The sequence below is a fragment of the Undibacterium pigrum genome, from assembly GCF_003201815.1.
Classification (GTDB): Bacteria; Pseudomonadota; Gammaproteobacteria; order Burkholderiales; family Burkholderiaceae_D; genus Undibacterium; species Undibacterium pigrum.
The window spans coordinates 531,567-550,734 of sequence record NZ_QJKB01000001.1 but is presented as its reverse complement, the minus strand read 5'-3'; the positions used below and the strand labels follow the sequence as shown (position 1 = coordinate 550,734).

The following is a 19,168-nucleotide window of genomic DNA, read 5'->3' as shown; positions in this document are numbered from 1 at the left end:
CCAATTGAACCCGATCAAAGGAAGCTCAACAGTCTTAAACCTCCAGCCATTCTTTGCGGATGTTTTCATTGGCACGCAAATCAGCAGGAGTGCCTTCAAAAACGATGCTGCCATGACCCATCACATACACCCGTTGCGAGATTTCCAGGGCGATGGCCAGTTTTTGCTCTACCAGCAAGACAGAGATTCCTCGATTCTTCAGTTCCTTCAGATATTCTGCCACCAGCTCAACAATCTTAGGTGCCAGACCTTCTGTGGGCTCATCAATCATGATCAGGTCAGGGTCGCCCATCAAGGTACGACACAAGGTCAGCATTTGCTGCTCACCACCTGACATCACACCCGCCTGGGTGTTTTTGCGTTCACGCAAGCGCGGGAACATCTGGTACATATCCTCCATGCTCCAGCGTGGCTTGCTGTCTTTGGCGCGACCAGATTTTTCACCCAGCATCAGATTTTGCTCGACAGTCAAGGTCGGGAAGATATCGCGGTTTTCCGGGACATAACCTAAACCTTTATGAGCAATCTGAAAGGCTTTCAGACCAATGATTTCCTCGCCCTTGAACAGGATGGACCCAGTGGCATCCACCTGCCCCATGGTGGCCTTGACTGTAGTTGAACGGCCGACACCATTCCGCCCCAGCAGGCTGACAATTTCACCGGCATTGACCTGCATGTCCACGCCATGCAAAACATGGCTCTTGCCATAAAAGGCATTGAGATTTTTAATCGTCAGCAAGCTCATTCAACCTCCACCGGTGCATGACCACCCAGATAGGCGTCTTTGACTTTTTGATTATTGCGTATATTTGCCGGAGTATCGCAGGCTATGACTTCACCATAAACCACCACAGCAATTTTATCGGCCAGCCCGAAGACCACGCTCATGTCATGTTCCACCATCAACAGGGATTTACCGACGGTGACCTTGCGTATCAGCTCTACCGCAGCATCGGATTCTGAACGACTCATGCCCGCAGTAGGTTCATCGAGCAAAATCACATCAGCGCCGCCAGCAATGGTGATGCCAATTTCCAGAGCGCGCTGCTCAGCATATGTCAGCAAGCCAGCAGTAACATTGCGCCTGCGTTTGAGGCCAATCTGTTCCAGTACTGCCTCCGCCCTTTCATGTGCATCCTTTAAGCCATTCAACCTGTGCCAGAACGAGTATTTATACCCCAGCGACCACAAGACTGCGCAGCGCAGATTTTCATAGACCGACAAACGATGGAAAATATTCGTGATCTGAAAACTGCGCGACAAGCCACGTCGGTTAATTTCATAGGGTTTCAGGTCTGTGATGCTCTCGCCATTGAGCAGGATATCTCCAGAACTCAGCGGGAAGCGGCCAGAAATGAGATTAAACAAGGTGGATTTACCAGCACCATTGGGGCCAATGATGGCAAAACGCTCGCCTTTTGGCACCTGCAAATTTGCACCCTTGATGATTTCTGCACTGCCAAAAGACTTTCGTACGTCTTTTAATTCTAGCGAAAAGCCTGTCATGCTTGCGCCCTCCGCATTTGTTCTTCAATTTCAGTATTGACTTCGCCCCAGTGCTCTGCAAAACCACCTTTGAGTTTGGCGCAGGCAAAAATACCCAGGCCAATGACGACGATGGTCATTGCCCACCAGCTGCTGCTTGCGGTATCGATGGAAACACCAAACATTTCTATGACGGCGCTTTGCGTCGCTTCCAGGGTACGTTGATACAGCATTTCCACCGCCAGGATGACCCCTGCTGTAGTAATTGCTGCCGCCAGCACAAGTTTCCACATGCTTGGCCAGACCCGCTTGAAAAGGCCAAACTTTGCTACGCGCAGATTCATCATGATGATGCTTGCCATACCACCAGGCGCATACATGACGATGAGGATAAAGAAAACACCCAGATACAACTGCCATGCCTTGGTCAGGTCTGACAGCATCACGGTCAGGAATACTCCTATGATTGCCCCTATCATAGGACCAAAAAAGAAGCCCACCCCACCTATGAAAGTGAACAGCAACACCGCACCTGAGCGTATGGCACTGACATTTTCTGCTGTGACAATTTCAAAATTAATGGCAGACAAACCACCGGCAATACCAGCAAAAAATGCCGACAAAATCAATGTCATATAGCGTACCCATTGCGTGTCATAGCCTATGAACTCGACGCGCTCAGGATTATCCCGTACAGCATTGACGATGCGCCCCAGTGGGGTTTGCGTAAAGGCGTACATTCCTATGGTACTGATGAACAGCCACAAGGCAATCAGGTAATACACCTGAATTTGCGGTCCATAGGTAATACCAAGGAAAGACTGACCAATGACACGGTTGGTAGAGATACCGCCTTCGCCGCCAAAGAAACTGGGGAACATCAGCGAACAGGCAAACACCAGTTCAACCATACCCAGGGTAATCATGGAGAAAGTCGTCCCTGATTTCTTGGTCGTGACATAGCCAAACAAGACACCAAAGAACATGCCGGCAACACCACCTATCAAGGGAATCAGTGTAATTGGGAACACCAGGCTGCCCGCAGTCACCATGTTCATCGCATGAATGGCGAAGAAAGCTCCCAATCCGGAATACACGGCGTGACCAAATGACAGCATGCCGCCTTGCCCCAATAACATATTGTAGGAAAGGCCGAAGATCATCAAAGTGCCAATTTGCGACAGCAGGGACAATGATCCGCCAGTGCTGAATATCATAGGCGCGACAATAAGCAGGATGGCAAAACTGCCCCAGATTATCCAGCGCGCCAGGTTGATGGGTTTGAATACTAAAGGTTTGCTCATCTTTTATCCTTCGCGTGTGCCGAGTAAACCTCTGGGCCTGAAAATCAGGATGAGTACCAATAAGAGATAAGGCAAGATAGGGGCAACCTGAGCAATCGTCAGGCTCAACAAGGCGTAACCAGGTGCTGTCGCACTGATGATCATGCCCAGTTTGGCGAACACGGTGACGAAGGAATAATCAAGCGCCACGGCAAATGTTTGCAGCACACCTATTAATAGCGATGCCACAAAGGCCCCCGCCAGTGAGCCCATGCCCCCCACCACGACCACCACGAAAATAATACTACCCAGAGTGGAAGCCATACCTGGCTCGGTAACAAAGGCATTGCCACCGACAACACCCGCCAGGCCGGCCAATGCACAGCCACCACCAAATACCAGCATGAAAACACGTGGCACATTGTGTCCCAGTGCTTCTACAGTATCAGGATGGGTCAAAGCTGCCTGTATCACCAGACCTATGCGGGTACGCGTGAGCAAGAGATAAATGGCGGCCAGCATCACCAGTGCCACCAGCATCATGAAACCGCGGTAGATAGGAAAGGTGGTTGTGTACAAAGTAAACAAGGGGCCATCCAGTGACGCAGGGATAGGGTAAGGCACGGTAGACCTGCCCCAAATCAATTGCACCAACTCGACAATCACATAGGAAAGCCCAAAGGTGAACAGCAATTCAGGTATATGCCCATATTTGTGTACCGAGCGTAAGCCATAGCGCTCCACCATTGCGCCCAGCAAACCAACCAGCAATGGCGCTAAAAACAAGGCTGGCCAAAAGCCTATCTTGATACTGATGGCATAGGCAAAGTAAGCGCCTAGCATATAAAAACTGGCGTGGGCGAAATTGAGAACGCCCATCATGCTGAAAATCAGCGTCAGTCCGGATGAAAGCATGAACAACAGCAATCCGTAACTGACACCATTCAGCAAAGTGATCAGTGTGAATTCCACAGCAAAGATCCTTTTCAGAAAATTCTTGAACGATCGTACTATTTATAGGTAAAAAAAGAGAGTGCGCATGAAGCGACTCTCTTTTCTTATAGGATTAGCCTGGTCGTTTCATCTGGCAAGAAGATGGTTGCGATGCAACGAACGCATCTATCTTTTGATTGGTCTTCCAACCCATGCCAGTATTTTCCTGGTCAAATTTAACATCCTTGCCATTGGTTTTTACCCAGGTAGCGATATACAAAGGCTGTTGAATTTGATGGTCAACCTTACGCATGCTGGCGTCACCATTCAGGCTCTTGAAATTCAAGCCTTCGAGTGCCACAGCCACTTTTGCAGGTTCTATGGATTTGGCCTGTTTGACGGCTTGTCCCATAGCTGCCAGGACAGAATAAGTCGCCATGGAATAATAGTCATCCTTGTATTTGGCTTTGAATCCTTCAACAATGTCCTTGCCTGCAAAGGTTTCATTGTTCACATTCCAATAGCCTACATATTTCACCCTGTCTATACCAGCAGCGCCCATGGCTGTTGGGACGCCAGTCGTCGATGCATAGTAAGTGTAGAAATTGGCTTTCAGGTCAGCGTCTTTGGCAGATTTAATCAGCAAGGCCAGATCAGCACCCCAGTTACCTGTAATAACCGTATCAGCACCAGAAGCCTTGATTTTAGCTATGTAAGGAGAAAAGTCTTTTACCTGGCCAATAGGATGCAGGTCATCACCAACGATTTGTACGTCCGGACGTTTGCGCGCCAGATACTCTTTGGCAGCACGGGTCACCTGATGACCAAATGAGTAATTCTGCCCAATGATATACACCTTCTGGATATTCTTGTCGGCCGCCATGAATGTAGTCAGGGCTTCCATTTTCATATCAGAATTTGAATCAAAGCGGAAATGCCAGAAGCTGCATTTGCTATTGGTCATATCAGGATCAACAGCAGCATGGTTCAGGTAAATGATTTCCTTCCCCGGATTGCGCTCATTATGCTTATTGACAGCATCCTGCAAAGCCAGGCCTACGGCAGAACCATTGCCTTGCGTGATGTAGCGAAAGCCTTTATCAATCACCGTTTTCAAAACATTCAATGACTCTTGTGGGCTACCCTTGTTGTCGAAGCCGACAACTTCAAACTTGTGTTCACCTGCCCACTTTTCAGCATTGGCCTTGTCAGCAACAAACTGATAGGAATTCAGAATATTTTGCCCAACTGGCGCAAAAGCGCCTGAGAGTGGATCAATGTAAGCGATCTTGATGGTATCTGCCATTACTGCAGGTACGGCGAAGGTTAAAGCGACTGCAGCAAGGCTGGCACGTAAAGGAAATTTCATTTGTCTCTCTCCGGTATTCTCATTGTTTGGAATCTAGATTTTTTCGTTTTATCGCTACTTCCAGAACCTGGGCTACCCTCATAGCTAAGTCCAGGCTCTGCACTTCCTATGCAGTTGGTAGTTTATATTCCTTGAATTGCTCCCTCAGTTTATTTTTCAAAATTTTTCCTGTTGCCCCTAACGGCAGGCTTTCTATGAAAACCACGTCATCAGGTAACCACCATTTAGCTACCTTGCCATCAAAAAATTGCAGCAATTCTTCCCTGCTCACTTCTGCCCCTGGCTTCTTGACTGCCAGCAGTAGCGGACGCTCGTCCCATTTGGGATGGAAGACACCAATACATGCTGCCTGCAGAATTGCAGGATGGGAGACAGCCACGTTTTCCAGGTCTATCGTGCCTATCCATTCGCCACCAGACTTGACCACATCCTTGCTGCGGTCAGTAATCTGCATATAGCCATCGGTATCTATGGTTGCCACGTCACCAGTAGGGAACCAGCCATCTTCGAGGACATCACCGCCCTCGTTCTTGTAATAGCTATTGATAATCCACGGCCCCTTGACCAGCAGATTGCCGTAGGTTTTACCATCCCATGGCAATTCCTGGCCAGCGTCATCAACAATCTTCATATCAACGCCATACAAGACGTGACCTTGCTTCTGCAGTATGGCTTGCTTCTCTTCTTCAGCCAGGTCTGCGTGTTTGGCCATCAAGGTGCCAGCCGTACCCAGCGGCGACATTTCTGTCATGCCCCAGGCATGCACTACTTCTACGCCATAGGTATGGCGCAAGGTTTTCATCATGGCAGGTGGGCAGGCAGAACCACCAATCACCGTACGTTTGAAGGTAGAGAATTTCAGGTTATTTTGTGCGACATACGTCAGCAAGCCCAGCCAGACGGTAGGCACACCGGCTGAGAAGGTAACTTTTTCCTGCTCGAATAATTCATAGAGAGATTTACCATCCAGATGCGGACCAGGGAAAACCAGTTTGGCACCATTCAATGGCGCAGAATAAGGCAGGCCCCAGGCATTCACATGAAACATGGGTACGACAGGCAATACAGAGTCACGTGCCGATACATTCAAACCATCTGGCAATGACGAACCATAAGAATGCAGGATAGTGGAACGGTGGGAATACAGAGCCCCTTTAGGGTTGCCTGTGGTACCAGATGTATAGCACAGGCTGGAAGCAGAATTTTCATCAAACACTGGCCAGGCAAAATCGTCGCTATTGGCTTCGATCAAATCCTCATAAGCCATCAGGTTGGGGATTTTGCCATCGGTCGGCAATTTATCCTGGTCGCACATCATGATATAGCCTTTGATACCAGGGCAATGCGCAACAATTGCCTGTACGATAGGCAGGAAGGTCATGTCAAACAGCAGGTATTGATCTTCTGCGTGATTGGCAATGTATGCAATCTGTTCAGGGTGCAGTCTGGGATTAATCGTGTGCAAGACAGCGCCAGAACCAGACACTGCATAATAAGCTTCCAAATGGCGGTAGCCATTCCAGGCCAGGGTGGCAATCCGGTCACCCAGCTTTACCCCAAGCTTCGCAAAAGCATTCGCCAGTTGTTTTGAACGTTTATGGCATTCACTATAGTTATAACGGTGTATATCGCCTTCTACCCGGCGGGAGACAATCTCATTCTTTCCAAAATAACGGTCAGCATGTTCGATGAGGCTGGAAATAAGCATGGGTTTGCCCATCATTTGCCCCATCAAGGGACTCTTCTCATAAGACGACATTTGTTCTCCTGAAATGTGCAGCGTTATTGATTACTTTGGTAATTGCTTAAATTGCTGAATATTATTCTTTACCGATTTTTGTACGACCGTACTAATCCGTCAATCAGTATTTTTTTTGCAATGCACAAAGTAGCCTCTTTTCATCCTTTCTGTTTTAGTGCTTCCACAAACAAAAATGCGGAAGATAAGCTCTCCCGCATCGCAACATTCAACAAATTTACTTTGTGTCGAAAAAAGAGTCCGACACCCTTAGTCGATCGCCTTCTTAACGCCTGGCTGGTGGGCCACCTTCTCCCGACTCAAGCACAAAACCTGCTTTTGCATCTTTTCCCAAGACCTTGACCAGATAGGGCATGACTTCTTTTAGAGTAGCCAGCAAAGTCCACGGAGGATTAAGGATGAACATCCCACTGCTATGCAAGCCAAAACCATCTGGCGTTGGGCCGCTGATGGACAAGGTGACGTTCAGCCAGCTATTCGCCTGCAGACGCTTGAGCTTTTCTGGCAGGGAACGGGATTCCTGACGTTGCAGTACCGGATACCAGACAGCGAAGGTGCCGGTGGGGAAACGTTTCAAGCCATCTTCCAGAGACACTTTGACGCGTCGGTAATCATCCTTGACTTCGTAAGGAGGGTCTATCAGCACCAGGCCACGACGGGATGGAGGTGGCAGCAAGGCTTTCAGGCTTTCAAAACCATCGCCGGCAGAAATGATGACGCGTTTGCCCCTGACGGTTTGACGCTGGCCCTGCTCTGCCGCATGGTTATCCAGCTTGCGGAAGTTTTCGCCCAGTATCTTGATTTCGCTAGGGTGCAATTCAAACAGGCGCAGGCGGTCTTGCTCACGCATGACAATATTGGCGCAGTAAGGTGAGCCTGGGTAATAGCGCATTTTGCCGCTGGGATTGAGGCCCTTGATCAAATCCATATAGGCTGCGAAAGACTCAGGAATATCTTTCCTGTCCCACAAAGGACCGATACCGGTTTCAAACTCGGCATTTTTACTCGCATAACCACTATCAAGCGCGTATAAACCCGCACCTGCATGTGTGTCTATATAGGTATAGGCAGTGTCTTTTTGGCCCAGGTATTCAAGCAATTGAATCAGGACAAAGTGTTTCAGAACGTCGGCATGATTACCGGCATGAAAGCCGTGGCGGTAGCTCAGCATAATAAATCTTTCAAAAATGAATAGGCGACCTGCCGTTGGCAAGTCGCCCTGAAGTGGTAACAAACGGGATGAAGCTAAAGGCCTAGCCTACCCGTTTGCCTAATATGATCAAATCGCGTTCTATGCCGTCCAGCGTCGCCACCTTTGGCATATTCGCCCAGGTAGCAAAGTCAAATGCAGCAAACAACTTCAGACTAGGTACATTATGACCAAAAATGAAGCCCAGCAAAGTATGAACCTTGATTTCCGGGGCATGAGCAATAGCCTGGGTCAGAAAATAACGCCCCAGCCCCTGGCCACGCGCAGCCTCATGCAAGTAAATGGATAATTCAGCCGTACCAGCATAAGCTGGCCTGCCGTAAAAGTTCGAAAATGACAACCAGCCTATGATTTGCCCATTCTGTTCGCATACCCAGAGTGGACGTGATTCAGGCTTGTGCTCATGAAACCATGCATGGCGCGATTCTACAGTAATAGGCTCAGTATCTGCGGTCACCACACGCGAAGCAACCGTGGAGTTATAAATTACCACTATTTGCGGCAAATCCTCAAACTGAGCCAGTCTGTGCGTAAACTCTGCAGCCATCGTCATTAAATCGTATGGGTAGCACGGGAAGAACGTACGGCCGCACCCAGCAACTCCTCTACGCGTAAGCGTATGCGGGTACCACTTTCATCTTCAGGAAAATGCACGCCTATGCCCTGCGATTTGTTGTTGCCTGCACCTGCCGGTGTAATCCAGGCTACTTTACCTGCGATAGGATATTTATTTGGATCGTCCAACAGGGTCAGAATCAAGTAAATTTCTTCGCCCAGACGGTAAGTCTTATTGGTGGGCACAAAGATACCGCCATTCTTTAAAAATGGCATATAGGCTGCAAACAAGGCCGCTTTTTCTTTAATCGCCAGCGACAACACCGAAGGACGATTCGGTGACGGCATATTAAGTGGTGTACCGGGATCTGCTGGTAAATCTGACATGTTCTGGCTTTCGCAATTCTTTAATCAAATAGTGCTGAATATTCAAGCAGCATATCTTCCAAAAATAATTTGGCCGATAAAGGGTGGCTGGCAATTGCCTGTCTTTCGTTGCAATTCTTGATGAATTGCTGCAAAGCTGGCTCATCAACCTGCACGGACAATGACTTCAACTCCCTCTCATAGCGACGATGATACCGGATTCTGCCACTTTGTTTGCAGGAAAATATATCGTAGAGCCAACGTTGTAGCCAGCCGACGACGACAGGCATTTCCATTTTCTGCATTTTGTCAGCAGTTTTAAGGCTCAGTTCTGTGCCAGGTTTGCTCAAAAACCGTATAAATTCATCCAGATCAGCACGTAAGTCTGAATGTGCCATATCAAATGCCGCCAGCGGCGCACCACCTTGTTGCGCCAGCCAGACGTCAGCATCCTTGATGCCCTGTTTATGTAGCCACTCCAGCGCAATACCAGCATCCGGCAAGCCAAGTCCAAACTTGTGGCAACGCGACAAGATGGTTGGCAGCAACCTGTCTATACTATTCGACACCAGGATAAATACCGTATTGGCATTGGGCTCTTCCAGCGATTTCAACAAGGCATTTGCTGCTGGCACATTCAAAGCTTCGGCGGGATACAAGACAATGACACGTCTGCCACTGCGGTGAGTAGAAATGTTCATGAAATCCGACAATGCGCGGATTTGGTTGATGACGATTTCTTTGGAAGGCGCTTTGCTGGCCTTGCTGGTTTTGGCAGGAGCCTCCGCCTCGTCACCAGCGGGCGCATCTTCTTCGTCCAGCAGTTCTGGCCTGACACGGCGATAATCAGGATGGCTATATTGCGCAAACCAGCCGCAAGAACCGCATTGCTGGCAAGCGTGTCCACCCTGCCCCGGACTTTCACAAAGCAGTGACTGCGCCAAATGCTCGGCAAATACAGTTTTACCTATGCCTTGTGGCCCATGCAACAAAAAGGCATGTGGCAAGCGCTGCCCCAGAGCCTGTATCTGTTGCCAGGAATCCTCTTGCCAGCTATATAAAGGATGCTGCGTCATATCGTTTGCTGAGAAGAGCTCAAAAGATCATCAAGCAATATGTCCAGTTGCAAACGTATAGCCTCTATGCTTTGTGTAGAGTCGATGATCCTGAAACGTTGAGGGAATTCTTTGGCACGGCGCAGGTATTCCTTGCGGGTGGCGGCAAAAAAATCTGCCTTTTCCTGCTCAAACTTGTCCAGGTCACGTGTTGCATCAAGGCGCGCACGCGCCACTTCCAGAGGCACATCAAACAAGAGAGTCAGGTCTGGTTGCAAATGCGGATGCACCCATTGTTCCAGCGCATTGAGTTTATCCAGCGATAAATTCCTGCCGCCGCCCTGGTAGGCAAAGCTGGCATCGGTAAAACGGTCAGAAATAACCCAGTCGCCACGTGCGAGGGCTGGCTCTATGACCTGGGAAATGTGCTCGCGCCTGACGGCAAACATCAGCAAGGCCTCTGTCTCCAGATGCATTTTTTGTTTTAATAGCAATTCGCGCAAGGTTTCACCCAGTGGCGTACCACCAGGCTCACGGCTGCAAATTACTTTTACATCTTCAGCTTGCAGCTGTTTTTGCAAACGCTCTGCAACATAGGCGATATGGGTGGATTTACCCGCACCATCTATGCCTTCAAAGCTGATAAATTTTCCTGAGTGCTTCATTATTTAATTCTATATTCTATTAATGCGTCTTGACGCTATCAGCGCTGGTACTTGTTCACTGCGCGATTATGGTCATTCAAATTATCAGAAAACTGACTGGTCCCGTTTCCACGCGCCACGAAGTATAAAGCATCGCTGCGAGCAGGGTCCAAAGCTGCAGAAATGGACTCCATGCCTGGCAATGCAATTGGGGTAGGCGGCAGCCCAGCTCGTGTATAGGTGTTATAAGGTGTATCTGTCAGTAAATCACGCTTATAAATCTTGCCCTGATAACGTTCGCCCATGCCATAAATGACGGTAGGATCGGTTTGCAATAACATGCCCGTGCGCAGACGATTCACAAAAACCGAGGCTATCATGGGTCGCTCTGATTTTTGCCCAGTCTCTTTTTCTATGATGGAAGCCATGGTCAGGGCTTCGTAGCGATTCTTGTAGGGCAAGCCATCAACCCGCTTTTTCCAGGCTTCATCGAGTTTTTTCAGCAATTGGCTATGTGCCTGCTGATATAGTTGCAGGTCAGTACTGCCCTTGGCAAAACGATAGGTATCCGGAAAGAACAATCCTTCTGCCTGTGGAAAATCTGGGGTGATCTTACGCATCAGTTCAGCTTCGCTCATACCCAGGGTTTCATGTTTGATGGCAGGATGCGCATCTACCAGCTTGCGCATCTGCTGGAAAGTCCAGCCTTCTATGACCGCCAGGCTGGCCATGGAGAAGTCACCATTGACGATCTTGTTCAACAGGTCAACAGGCGTTTTACCAGCTTCGATTTCGAAAGAACCCGCTTTCAGGCGATTTTCCTTACCCAACAAACGTGCCAGTGCTTCAAACATCAGGGGTTGAACTGGTACGCCAGCTTCATAGACCTGACGAGCAGATGCACGCACACTACTACCCGGTTTGATGGTGAATTCCTTGGCCTCACCCTCTGTAAAAATGACTTGTTGCATCCAGTAATAGAAGCCGCCACCTGCGGCCAGCGCAAGTAAAATAAATAATACAAATAGTTTTTTTATGAAACCCATGTAGGCAGCTTAATCAAAATTGAGGGAGTTCTGACGAGATTTTGCAGACGCTACTATAATTCGCCTGAACAGGTGCAGGCGGTATTGTAAAGCCAGCGCAAACATTAAGCGAATCGTAAAGAATAGTGAGTATAACAATATGACGTGGGAAGACTTTTTATCCAGCCAGGGTGCAACGGTGGAAAACCTGAATACCAGTGGTTTTGCCCCACATTGGCAGTCAGATGCCCTACAAACAGGGTTTATTGCCCCCTTGACTGATCTGGGCCTGATCAGAGTTACAGGTGAAGATGCCCCGTCATTTTTGCATAATCAATTGAGCAATGATGTAGAACACCTGGGAGCCACTGAGCTGCGTCGTGCTGCTTACTGCACCCCCAAAGGTCGCATGCTGGCCAGCTTTGTGTATTGGAAAGATGGTCAGGATATTATCTTGCAGCTATCAAAAAGCATACAAGCTACAGTACAAAAGCGCTTTCAAATGTTTGTTTTGCGGGCGAAAGCCAAATTACACGATATCAATGCAGAATACGTCGTTTTAGGACTGGGTGGCAGTGCTGCACCTGCTGCACTACAAGCATGGTTTCCGGAACTGCCAGCAAAGGTCGACCAAAAACTGAGTAATGAATATGGCAGTCTGCTACGCGTGGCTGACGTCAGCAATGCGCCGCGCTATCTATGGATAGCACCTGTGGAAATTGCACAGCAAGCCTGGCTCAAATTAAACACCCAACTGCAGGCGGTAAACACCAGCGCCTGGCGTGCGACTGAAATACAGGCCGGCATTGCCATCGTCATCGCCAGCACGCAAGAGAAGTTTGTCCCGCAAATGATCAATTTTGAACTTATCGGTGGCGTGAATTTTAAAAAGGGCTGCTACCCCGGCCAGGAAATAGTCGCGCGCAGTCAATACCTGGGCAAACTCAAACGCCGCATGGCGATAGCCTTGGTGCACGCGTCAGATGTCGCAGCAGGAACCGAAGTATTTAACAGCGATGATGTCAGCCAACCCTGCGGCATGATCGTTAACGCAGAACAACATCAGGAAGACAGCTCACTGGCCCTGATAGAAATGAAGCTGGCTGATCAGGAGAGTGGTCAGCTCACCTTAGGCTCGGCAACTGGCGCTGCAATAGAGCTATTGCCTCTGCCATATGCAATAACAGACATCACGCAATAATCGCGCAATAAAGAATCAAAAGCAGGCATATGAATTGCTATATCTATTTTAAAGCCAGCGCTGGCAAAGAAGCAGAAGTACTGCAGCAGGAAAGGTTGTTGCAAAACCTGATGCGCCAGGAAAATGAAAAAAGCCCGCTCTTGCAGAGACGCCCGACAGAACAGGATGGCATGCATACCTGGATGGAGATTTATCATCAGGTCACGTCTGATTTTGAACAGCGTCTTGAGCTGGCTTACGCGCAAACTGGATTGCAGCAATTACAGTCTGGTGAGCGACATATGGAATATTTTGTGGATATAGACTTATGTGCCTGATCGTCTTTGCCTGGAAACTGATACCCTGCACACCTATCGTGTTTGCAGGCAACCGTGATGAATTTTATGACCGGCCTGCGGCTGCGGCTGACTGGTGGCAAGATAACCCGAAGATATACGCTGGGCGTGACCTGCAATCTGGCGGCACCTGGCTGGGCATGACTACCGTGGATGGCGCGGATAGCCTGACCATTAAATTTGCTGCCATTACCAATATCCGTGCACCGTCGGAAAAGCGTGAAGATGCTCCATCGCGCGGAGAACTGGTTGCCAATTACCTCAAGAGTGATTTAAGTGCGCAAGAGTATATTGCCAGCATTCGTGACACTGTTGCTGACTATAATGGCTTCAATTTATTGATAGGCGACAAGGAAGATCTGATCTGGTTTTCCAACCGTAATCTGGACGATGTACGCAATGGTCAGCCCCTGCCTCCGGGTATTTATGGCATTTCCAATGCATCACTGGATACGCCATGGCCAAAAGTTGTCAGGACCAAGGCAGAATTTGCCAGCATGATCTGTCAACGGGCACCAGTGGATGCTTATTTTGAAGTGCTGGCCAACACCACCCCTGCCCCCGATTGCCGCTTGCCTGACACTGGCGTTTCATTTGAAATGGAACGCTTGCTATCATCGCCCTGCATAGTCTCGCCGAATTATGGCACCAGGGTTTCTACGGTAGTCAAAGTCCATAAAGACTATCCAGCGGAATTCAATGAAAAATTGTTGCGCTAGATAAGTTGGTGCAGTCAGCCCCGCACTTTGCGCCTTTATACTTTTTCCAGTCTGGCTTTCCACAGTAAAGCCGCGGCCAGTAATTTTAATATGCAGGGTAAAGCAGCATAAGCCAGTGTCAGTGCCTGTAAGCCATTTTCGCTGGCCACTCCCGGCACATAACCCAAGTACTCAAGTGCTGGCAAAGCCAGGCCTGCGGCCAGAGCCAGATTCATCTTGCTGGCCCAGTTCCAGACGCCAAAATAACTGGCTTCGTTTTTCTCACTATGTCCTGCCGCATGTATGACCCCTGCCAATAAGGCTGGTGGCAAAGCCAGGTCGGCTCCCAGACTCATGCCAGAAAAAATACAAATCAGCGAAAAGGCCCAGGCATCGCCGACACCTAGAGCAAGTACGCCAACGAAACTGACTACAGACAAAAGCATTGCTAACAACCATGCTTTGACTTCGCCTTTTCTCTGTGCCAGACGAGTCCATAGAGGCATGGATAGAGCAGCCGCCAGAAAATACATCAGCAATAAAACTCCGGACAGATGCGCCAGATGCAAACGGTCTTTGGTGAAAAACAGGAACAATGTGGCCGGTATCGCTGCAGCAATGCCGTTAACCACAAAGACCAGAAACAAGGCGCGAAAACTGCGGTTGGCGAATAAATGGCGCAAAGACAGCGGCACATGAGCCGTGTCTGTTACACCAGACTTTCGCGGTGTATGCCGTATCAAGAACCATGCCGTTATCAGCAGACTAAAACTCAACATGCCAGACAAGATCGTGACATTGCCAAACTGGATGATGATGGCAGTCGCGATCACCCCAGCCAAACCACATGCCTCACGTACACTGGTCAGTCTTACTCTTTGCCCAGGTTCTTGCGTCAGGGCAGCGCCCCAGCTCTGGTAAGCAATACTGGCCAGACTGAATCCGGCATATACAACTACCAGTGTCACAAAAAACCAGAGAAAAGCCGGATTGCCTGATAGCTGCGGAGGATGAAACAAGCCAATGAAACCTGCAATCAACAATGGCAATGCCATGGCTATATATGGCGCGTAAGTACGGCTTTGCGGTCTGCGGTCTATCACCGCACCAATAAAAGGATCAATGAAGGCATCCATGATGCGGGTCAGCAATAGTGCTGTACCTATGGCAGATAAAGACATGCCAAGTCGATCAGCATAAAACTGAGGTACATAGACATAGATGGGCAATGCCACCATCGCCAGCGGGAAGCCAAACAAGGCATAGGACAGCAATTGCGAGAGTGAGAGGCGCGGCATATCTTCCTGTTCGTGCTATCTTGGAAAAGAAAAAAGCGTGGTCATTATTCCATGACCACGCTTTTCCGTTTGAAACCTGCTGATTTAGCTCAGTTCTTCCAGGCGCAACTTCGTCACTTCACCAAAGACTGAATCGAGCTTTTCGATTTTCTCTATGGCTGCAACAATATTTTTTTCCTTGGTCTGATGCGTAAGGATGATGATATCTGTCTGCGTTTCGCCTTCTGCTGGTTCTTTTTGCAGCATGGCATCGATAGAAATCGTCAAATCTGCAAGGATGCGCGTGACATCGGCCAAAACACCAGGTTTGTCTGCCACATGCATGCGCAGATAATAGCTGGTGACGATTTCTGCCATAGGCAGGACTGGCAAATCACTGAGGGAATTAGACTGGAAGGCCAGGTAAGGCACGCGATGTTCAGGATCAGCCGTTGCCAGACGCGTGATATCAACCAGATCGGCGATCACTGCAGAAGCAGTAGGCTCAGAGCCTGCACCCTTGCCATAGTACAGTGTCGCACCGACTGCATCACCATGCACCAGCACCGCATTCATGGCACCTTCTACATTGGCGATCAGGCGTTTTTCAGGAATCAGGGTTGGATGCACGCGCAGCTCTATACCGTCTTCAGTGCGTTTGCTGATACCCAGCAATTTGATGCGGTATCCCAGTTCTTCTGCATAGCGGATGTCGCTGGCTTGCAGTTTGGTGATGCCTTCTACGTGGGCTTTATCAAACTGCATGGGAATACCATAGGCTATCGATGCCATGATGGTAGCTTTATGTGCAGCATCGACACCTTCAATATCGAAAGTAGGGTCTGCTTCTGCATAGCCCAGTTCTTGCGCCTGTTTCAGCACAGTCGCAAAGTCCAGGCCCTTGTCACGCATTTCAGACAAGATGAAATTGGTCGTGCCATTGATGATGCCAGCAATCCATTGTATGCGATTGGCAGTCAGGCCTTCGCGCAAAGCCTTGATGATGGGGATGCCACCGGCAACTGCAGCCTCAAAAGCAACCATCACGCCTTTTTCTTCTGCCGCCTTGAAAATTTCATTGCCATGTGTTGCCAGCAAAGCCTTATTGGCTGTGACAACGTGCTTGCCATTGGCGATGGCTTTCATGACCAGGTCTTTGGCGATACCGTAGCCACCTATCAATTCGATGACGATATCGATATCAGGATTGCTGACCACGAGATTGGCATCATTGACGACTTCACATTCACCATTGGTCAACTCACGTGCCCGCTCAACGTTCAGGTCTGCCACCATGGCAATCTCAATCGAGCGACCTGCGCGACGCGTAATCTCTAATTGATTGCGCTTCAAAACGTTGAAAGTGCCGGAGCCGACGGTGCCTATGCCTAACAGGCCTACTTTGATGGGTTTCATAAGTTTTCTAAACAGTAAATTAAATTAATTAATTGGTGCCGTGACGCTTTCGGTATGACTCCAGGAAACTGGCAATGCGTCCGAAAGCATCTGTCAAATCATCCGTATTGGGCAAGAACACCACACGGAAATGGTCGGGATTGATCCAGTTAAATCCCGTTCCCTGTACCAGCAACACGCGCTGCTCGGTCAGCAGTTCGTGGATAAACTCCTGGTCATCCTTGATGGGATACATCACGGGGTCCAGTTTGGGAAACATATACAGCGCAGCCTTTGGTTTGACACAAGTCACACCAGGAATTGCCGTCAACAGCTTGTGCGCCAGATCGCGTTGCTTGAGCAAGCGTCCACCCGGCCCTACCAGATCATTGATACTCTGGTAGCCGCCAAGCGCAGTCTGGATAGCAAACTGGCCTGGTGCATTTGCGCACAAGCGCATGGAGGCTAACATATTCAAGCCTTCAATATAATCCTTGGCATGACGTTTTTCACCGGATACCACCATCCAGCCAGCGCGATAACCACAAGAACGATAGTTTTTCGAAAGACCATTCAGTGTCAGGAACAGTACATCATCGGCCAGAGACGCAATCGAGGTATGCACTTCGCCATCATACAAAGTCTTGTCGTAAATTTCATCTGCAAAAACGATGAGTTGATGCTGGCGTGCTACTTCAACTATCTGCTGCAAGACCTCAACCGGGTACAAGGCACCGGTAGGATTATTCGGATTGATGACGACGATGGCCTTGGTATTAGGTGTGATCTTGCTCTTGATATCGTCAATATCAGGCATCCAGTCTGCACTTTCGTCGCAGACATAATGCACGGGCTTGCCGCCAGACAGGCTGACAGCTGCTGTCCACAAGGGGTAATCAGGCGCTGGCACCAATACTTCATCACCGCTGTTGAGCAGAGCATTCATGCCCATGACGATCAGTTCAGAAGCGCCGTTGCCGATATAAATATCTTCTATGGTCACACCACGGATATGTTTTTCCTGGGTGTAATGCATAATCGCTTTGCGAGGTGAAAACATGCCTTTGGAGTCGGTATAACCGGCTGCATTTTGCATATTGCGTATCATATCCTGCACGATTTCATCCGGCGGATCAAAATTGAAAACCGCCAGATTGCCGATATTGAGCTTGATGATCTTATGGCCCTCATCCTCCATCTGCTTGGCTTTTTCCATGACAGGGCCACGGATGTCATAACAAACGTCTGCTAGTTTTTGTGATTTTTGTATGGGGCGCACCGCAACAATCCTTGATAATATTCATGAGTTGGCTATATCTACATTTCCAATCCAGACTGAAATGAGATAAAAGCACATATTAAGCTGCAATACAGAAATGCTGCACTGCCAAACGTTCCATTCTGCACAATGCGCCGAATTTTATCAATCAGAACTTGGCAAAAGCGGAACTAACTGGCGGATTTGCACCAATAGAGTCGCAGCATGTATCGCAAATGATGGTTTTACAACCTAATAACCATGAGCGGGCATTATTGCCTCAGCGTGAACTTAGCGAGAACAAAAATGCATGTCGCTGGTCAGAATACTTAGTGTGCATTTAATTTAGTAGAAAGCATTATGAAAAAACTGCTCTTATCCTTATTGTTCAGTATGGCCAGCATGAATGCTGCCTTTGCACAAAATGTGATCGAATCTATCGCCATTGACAGCGGCGGTAGATTGAGTGCCAGCTTACTGGTGCTGGAAACAGGCCAGAGCTTGTGGATATTGCCGGATCAGGCCGCCCCCATGCAAGGTGTCAGCAAACTGCCGGTCGTCATGGCAGCATTGGCTGCGGTCGACAAAAACAAACTCAAGCTGGAGCAAAAAGTTACCGTCAGCAAAGAAGAATTAATCGCTGCTGAACTAGCCAGCCCTCTGCGTGATGAACATCCAGATGGCAATTTCAAAATCAGCCTCAAGGAACTAATGCATCACGCCATTGTTGATAACGATGGCACGGCCAATGATGTCTTGTTGCGTCTGCTAGGCGGGCCAACTGCCGTCATGCAATATCTGGCACAACTGGAGATCCAGGACATTAAAGTCCTGAATACAGATAAGGAAATGGCAAAATCCTGGAATATGCAATACCGCAATACCGGGACGCCCAAAGCAATGATCAAACTGCTGCAAGCCTTGCAGCAAGGCAAAGCCCTGAGTCCCAAAGCTAGAGAATTGCTGCTGAAATGGATGACAGATGCCGAAACCGGCCCAAGCTCCAACACCACTCCTAACCCCAATGCGGCACGTATCAAGGCTTTACTGCCTGCTGGCACAGCCGTGGCTCATAAGGCCGGCAGCTCAGCCACGCATGGCAGCCTGACAGCTGCGCATAACGATGTGGGTATTGTTACTTTGCCCAATGGTCACCATATGGTCGTGGCAGTCTTTTTGACGGATAGCAAGGCTCCCCATGCATCCCGTGATTTGACGATCGCCAAAATTACCAAGCTTGGCTGGGATGCATGGTCAAAAAAATAGGCCAGCAGCTTTGAGCATCCCATGAAAGTGAATAAAAACCGTTACAATGCGCCC

At 48.9% G+C, this 19,168-nt stretch carries 19 protein-coding genes; 4 read left to right on the top strand and 15 right to left on the bottom strand.

Annotated features, from left to right (window positions below; genetic code table 11):
* Positions 1 to 34: 34 nt before the first annotated feature.
* The 12 genes from DFR42_RS02500 to mltG form a co-directional block, all read right to left on the bottom strand.
* Entirely contained in the window at positions 35 to 745 is a 711-nt protein-coding gene (locus DFR42_RS02500; protein ID WP_110253360.1) for an ABC transporter ATP-binding protein, read from the bottom strand.
* The gene (locus tag DFR42_RS02495) at positions 742 to 1,506 is read right to left on the bottom strand and encodes an ABC transporter ATP-binding protein (RefSeq protein WP_110253359.1); all 765 of its coding nucleotides are present in this window, start codon (positions 1,504 to 1,506) and stop codon (positions 742 to 744) included. The genes DFR42_RS02500 and DFR42_RS02495 overlap by 4 nt, the downstream gene beginning before the upstream one ends.
* A complete protein-coding gene (locus DFR42_RS02490) occupies positions 1,503 to 2,789 on the bottom strand; it encodes a branched-chain amino acid ABC transporter permease (protein ID WP_110253358.1) in 1,287 nt (428 codons plus the stop codon). Before DFR42_RS02490 ends, DFR42_RS02495 begins: the two co-directional genes overlap by 4 nt.
* Positions 2,790 to 2,792: 3 nt before the next feature.
* A complete protein-coding gene (locus DFR42_RS02485; protein ID WP_110253357.1) occupies positions 2,793 to 3,740 on the bottom strand; it encodes a branched-chain amino acid ABC transporter permease in 948 nt (315 codons plus the stop codon).
* A gap of 94 nt (positions 3,741 to 3,834) precedes the next feature.
* Positions 3,835 to 5,070: a branched-chain amino acid ABC transporter substrate-binding protein gene (locus DFR42_RS02480; RefSeq protein ID WP_110253356.1), complete on the bottom strand. Its 1,236-nt coding sequence runs from the start codon at positions 5,068 to 5,070 to the stop codon at positions 3,835 to 3,837.
* 106 nt (positions 5,071 to 5,176) lie between these two features.
* Complete coding sequence (locus tag DFR42_RS02475) at positions 5,177 to 6,829, bottom strand: 3-(methylthio)propionyl-CoA ligase (RefSeq protein WP_110253355.1); 1,653 nt, start codon at positions 6,827 to 6,829, stop codon at positions 5,177 to 5,179.
* 265 nt (positions 6,830 to 7,094) lie between these two features.
* Positions 7,095 to 8,000: a 23S rRNA (adenine(2030)-N(6))-methyltransferase RlmJ gene (locus DFR42_RS02470; RefSeq protein WP_110253354.1), complete on the bottom strand. Its 906-nt coding sequence runs from the start codon at positions 7,998 to 8,000 to the stop codon at positions 7,095 to 7,097.
* An 82-nt stretch (positions 8,001 to 8,082) separates the two neighbouring features.
* On the bottom strand, positions 8,083 to 8,586 hold the full coding sequence (locus tag DFR42_RS02465) for a GNAT family N-acetyltransferase (RefSeq protein WP_110254202.1): 504 nt from the start codon (positions 8,584 to 8,586) through the stop codon (positions 8,083 to 8,085).
* Positions 8,587 to 8,591: 5 nt separating this feature from the next.
* Positions 8,592 to 8,981 carry a PilZ domain-containing protein gene (locus tag DFR42_RS02460; protein WP_110253353.1) on the bottom strand — a complete coding sequence of 130 codons (390 nt, stop codon included), beginning with the start codon at positions 8,979 to 8,981 and terminating at the stop codon, positions 8,592 to 8,594.
* A gap of 20 nt (positions 8,982 to 9,001) precedes the next feature.
* Entirely contained in the window at positions 9,002 to 10,036 is a 1,035-nt protein-coding gene (gene holB, locus DFR42_RS02455) for a DNA polymerase III subunit delta' (protein ID WP_110253352.1), read from the bottom strand.
* Positions 10,033 to 10,680 (bottom strand): dTMP kinase, encoded by a 648-nt coding sequence (gene tmk / locus DFR42_RS02450; RefSeq protein ID WP_110253351.1) that lies wholly within the window; start codon positions 10,678 to 10,680, stop codon positions 10,033 to 10,035. Before tmk ends, holB begins: the two co-directional genes overlap by 4 nt.
* A gap of 38 nt (positions 10,681 to 10,718) precedes the next feature.
* Positions 10,719 to 11,705 carry an endolytic transglycosylase MltG gene (gene mltG, locus DFR42_RS02445; protein ID WP_110253350.1) on the bottom strand — a complete coding sequence of 329 codons (987 nt, stop codon included), beginning with the start codon at positions 11,703 to 11,705 and terminating at the stop codon, positions 10,719 to 10,721.
* 139 nt (positions 11,706 to 11,844) lie between these two features.
* On the opposite strand from mltG, the gene ygfZ reads away from it, so the two are divergent.
* Genes ygfZ through DFR42_RS02430 form a run of 3 tightly spaced genes read left to right on the top strand, consistent with a single transcriptional unit; the run spans position 11,845 to position 13,939 of the window.
* Complete coding sequence (ygfZ, locus tag DFR42_RS02440) at positions 11,845 to 12,885, top strand: CAF17-like 4Fe-4S cluster assembly/insertion protein YgfZ (RefSeq protein WP_110253349.1); 1,041 nt, start codon at positions 11,845 to 11,847, stop codon at positions 12,883 to 12,885.
* Positions 12,886 to 12,914: 29 nt separating this feature from the next.
* Positions 12,915 to 13,202: a DUF4936 family protein gene (locus DFR42_RS02435; RefSeq protein WP_110253348.1), complete on the top strand. Its 288-nt coding sequence runs from the start codon at positions 12,915 to 12,917 to the stop codon at positions 13,200 to 13,202.
* Positions 13,193 to 13,939, top strand: a complete 747-nt coding sequence (locus DFR42_RS02430; RefSeq protein WP_110253347.1) for an NRDE family protein — start codon at positions 13,193 to 13,195, stop codon at positions 13,937 to 13,939. Before DFR42_RS02435 ends, DFR42_RS02430 begins: the two co-directional genes overlap by 10 nt.
* A 35-nt stretch (positions 13,940 to 13,974) precedes the next feature.
* Here DFR42_RS02430 and DFR42_RS02425 read toward each other — a convergent pair whose 3' ends face one another.
* The 3 genes from DFR42_RS02425 to DFR42_RS02415 form a co-directional block, all read right to left on the bottom strand.
* Entirely contained in the window at positions 13,975 to 15,216 is a 1,242-nt protein-coding gene (locus tag DFR42_RS02425) for an MFS transporter (protein WP_110253346.1), read from the bottom strand.
* Between the two features lie 84 nt (positions 15,217 to 15,300).
* Positions 15,301 to 16,611 (bottom strand): homoserine dehydrogenase, encoded by a 1,311-nt coding sequence (locus tag DFR42_RS02420; protein WP_110253345.1) that lies wholly within the window; start codon positions 16,609 to 16,611, stop codon positions 15,301 to 15,303.
* A gap of 28 nt (positions 16,612 to 16,639) precedes the next feature.
* Positions 16,640 to 17,869 (bottom strand): pyridoxal phosphate-dependent aminotransferase, encoded by a 1,230-nt coding sequence (locus DFR42_RS02415; protein WP_110253344.1) that lies wholly within the window; start codon positions 17,867 to 17,869, stop codon positions 16,640 to 16,642.
* A gap of 339 nt (positions 17,870 to 18,208) precedes the next feature.
* Between DFR42_RS02415 and bla the strand changes: the two genes are divergently transcribed.
* Positions 18,209 to 19,114 (top strand): class A beta-lactamase, encoded by a 906-nt coding sequence (bla, locus tag DFR42_RS02410; protein ID WP_110253343.1) that lies wholly within the window; start codon positions 18,209 to 18,211, stop codon positions 19,112 to 19,114.
* Positions 19,115 to 19,168 lie beyond the last annotated feature (54 nt).

Excerpts from the sequence above, each read along its gene's own strand:
- DFR42_RS02420 (WP_110253345.1), bottom strand. The coding sequence starts at position 16,611 with ATGAAACCCATCAAAGTAGGCCTGTTAGGCATAGGCACCGTCGGCTCC.
- tmk (WP_110253351.1), bottom strand. The coding sequence starts at position 10,680 with ATGAAGCACTCAGGAAAATTTATCAGCTTTGAAGGCATAGATGGTGCG.
- DFR42_RS02425 (WP_110253346.1), bottom strand. The coding sequence starts at position 15,216 with ATGCCGCGCCTCTCACTCTCGCAATTGCTGTCCTATGCCTTGTTTGGC.
- mltG (WP_110253350.1), bottom strand. The coding sequence starts at position 11,705 with ATGGGTTTCATAAAAAAACTATTTGTATTATTTATTTTACTTGCGCTG.
- DFR42_RS02460 (WP_110253353.1), bottom strand. The coding sequence starts at position 8,981 with ATGTCAGATTTACCAGCAGATCCCGGTACACCACTTAATATGCCGTCA.
- DFR42_RS02500 (WP_110253360.1), bottom strand. The coding sequence starts at position 745 with ATGAGCTTGCTGACGATTAAAAATCTCAATGCCTTTTATGGCAAGAGC.
- DFR42_RS02470 (WP_110253354.1), bottom strand. The coding sequence starts at position 8,000 with ATGCTGAGCTACCGCCACGGCTTTCATGCCGGTAATCATGCCGACGTT.
- DFR42_RS02495 (WP_110253359.1), bottom strand. The coding sequence starts at position 1,506 with ATGACAGGCTTTTCGCTAGAATTAAAAGACGTACGAAAGTCTTTTGGC.
- DFR42_RS02490 (WP_110253358.1), bottom strand. The coding sequence starts at position 2,789 with ATGAGCAAACCTTTAGTATTCAAACCCATCAACCTGGCGCGCTGGATA.
- bla (WP_110253343.1), top strand. The coding sequence starts at position 18,209 with ATGAAAAAACTGCTCTTATCCTTATTGTTCAGTATGGCCAGCATGAAT.
- ygfZ (WP_110253349.1), top strand. The coding sequence starts at position 11,845 with ATGACGTGGGAAGACTTTTTATCCAGCCAGGGTGCAACGGTGGAAAAC.
- DFR42_RS02480 (WP_110253356.1), bottom strand. The coding sequence starts at position 5,070 with ATGAAATTTCCTTTACGTGCCAGCCTTGCTGCAGTCGCTTTAACCTTC.
- DFR42_RS02430 (WP_110253347.1), top strand. The coding sequence starts at position 13,193 with ATGTGCCTGATCGTCTTTGCCTGGAAACTGATACCCTGCACACCTATC.
- DFR42_RS02475 (WP_110253355.1), bottom strand. The coding sequence starts at position 6,829 with ATGTCGTCTTATGAGAAGAGTCCCTTGATGGGGCAAATGATGGGCAAA.
- DFR42_RS02435 (WP_110253348.1), top strand. The coding sequence starts at position 12,915 with ATGAATTGCTATATCTATTTTAAAGCCAGCGCTGGCAAAGAAGCAGAA.
- DFR42_RS02465 (WP_110254202.1), bottom strand. The coding sequence starts at position 8,586 with ATGGCTGCAGAGTTTACGCACAGACTGGCTCAGTTTGAGGATTTGCCG.
- holB (WP_110253352.1), bottom strand. The coding sequence starts at position 10,036 with ATGACGCAGCATCCTTTATATAGCTGGCAAGAGGATTCCTGGCAACAG.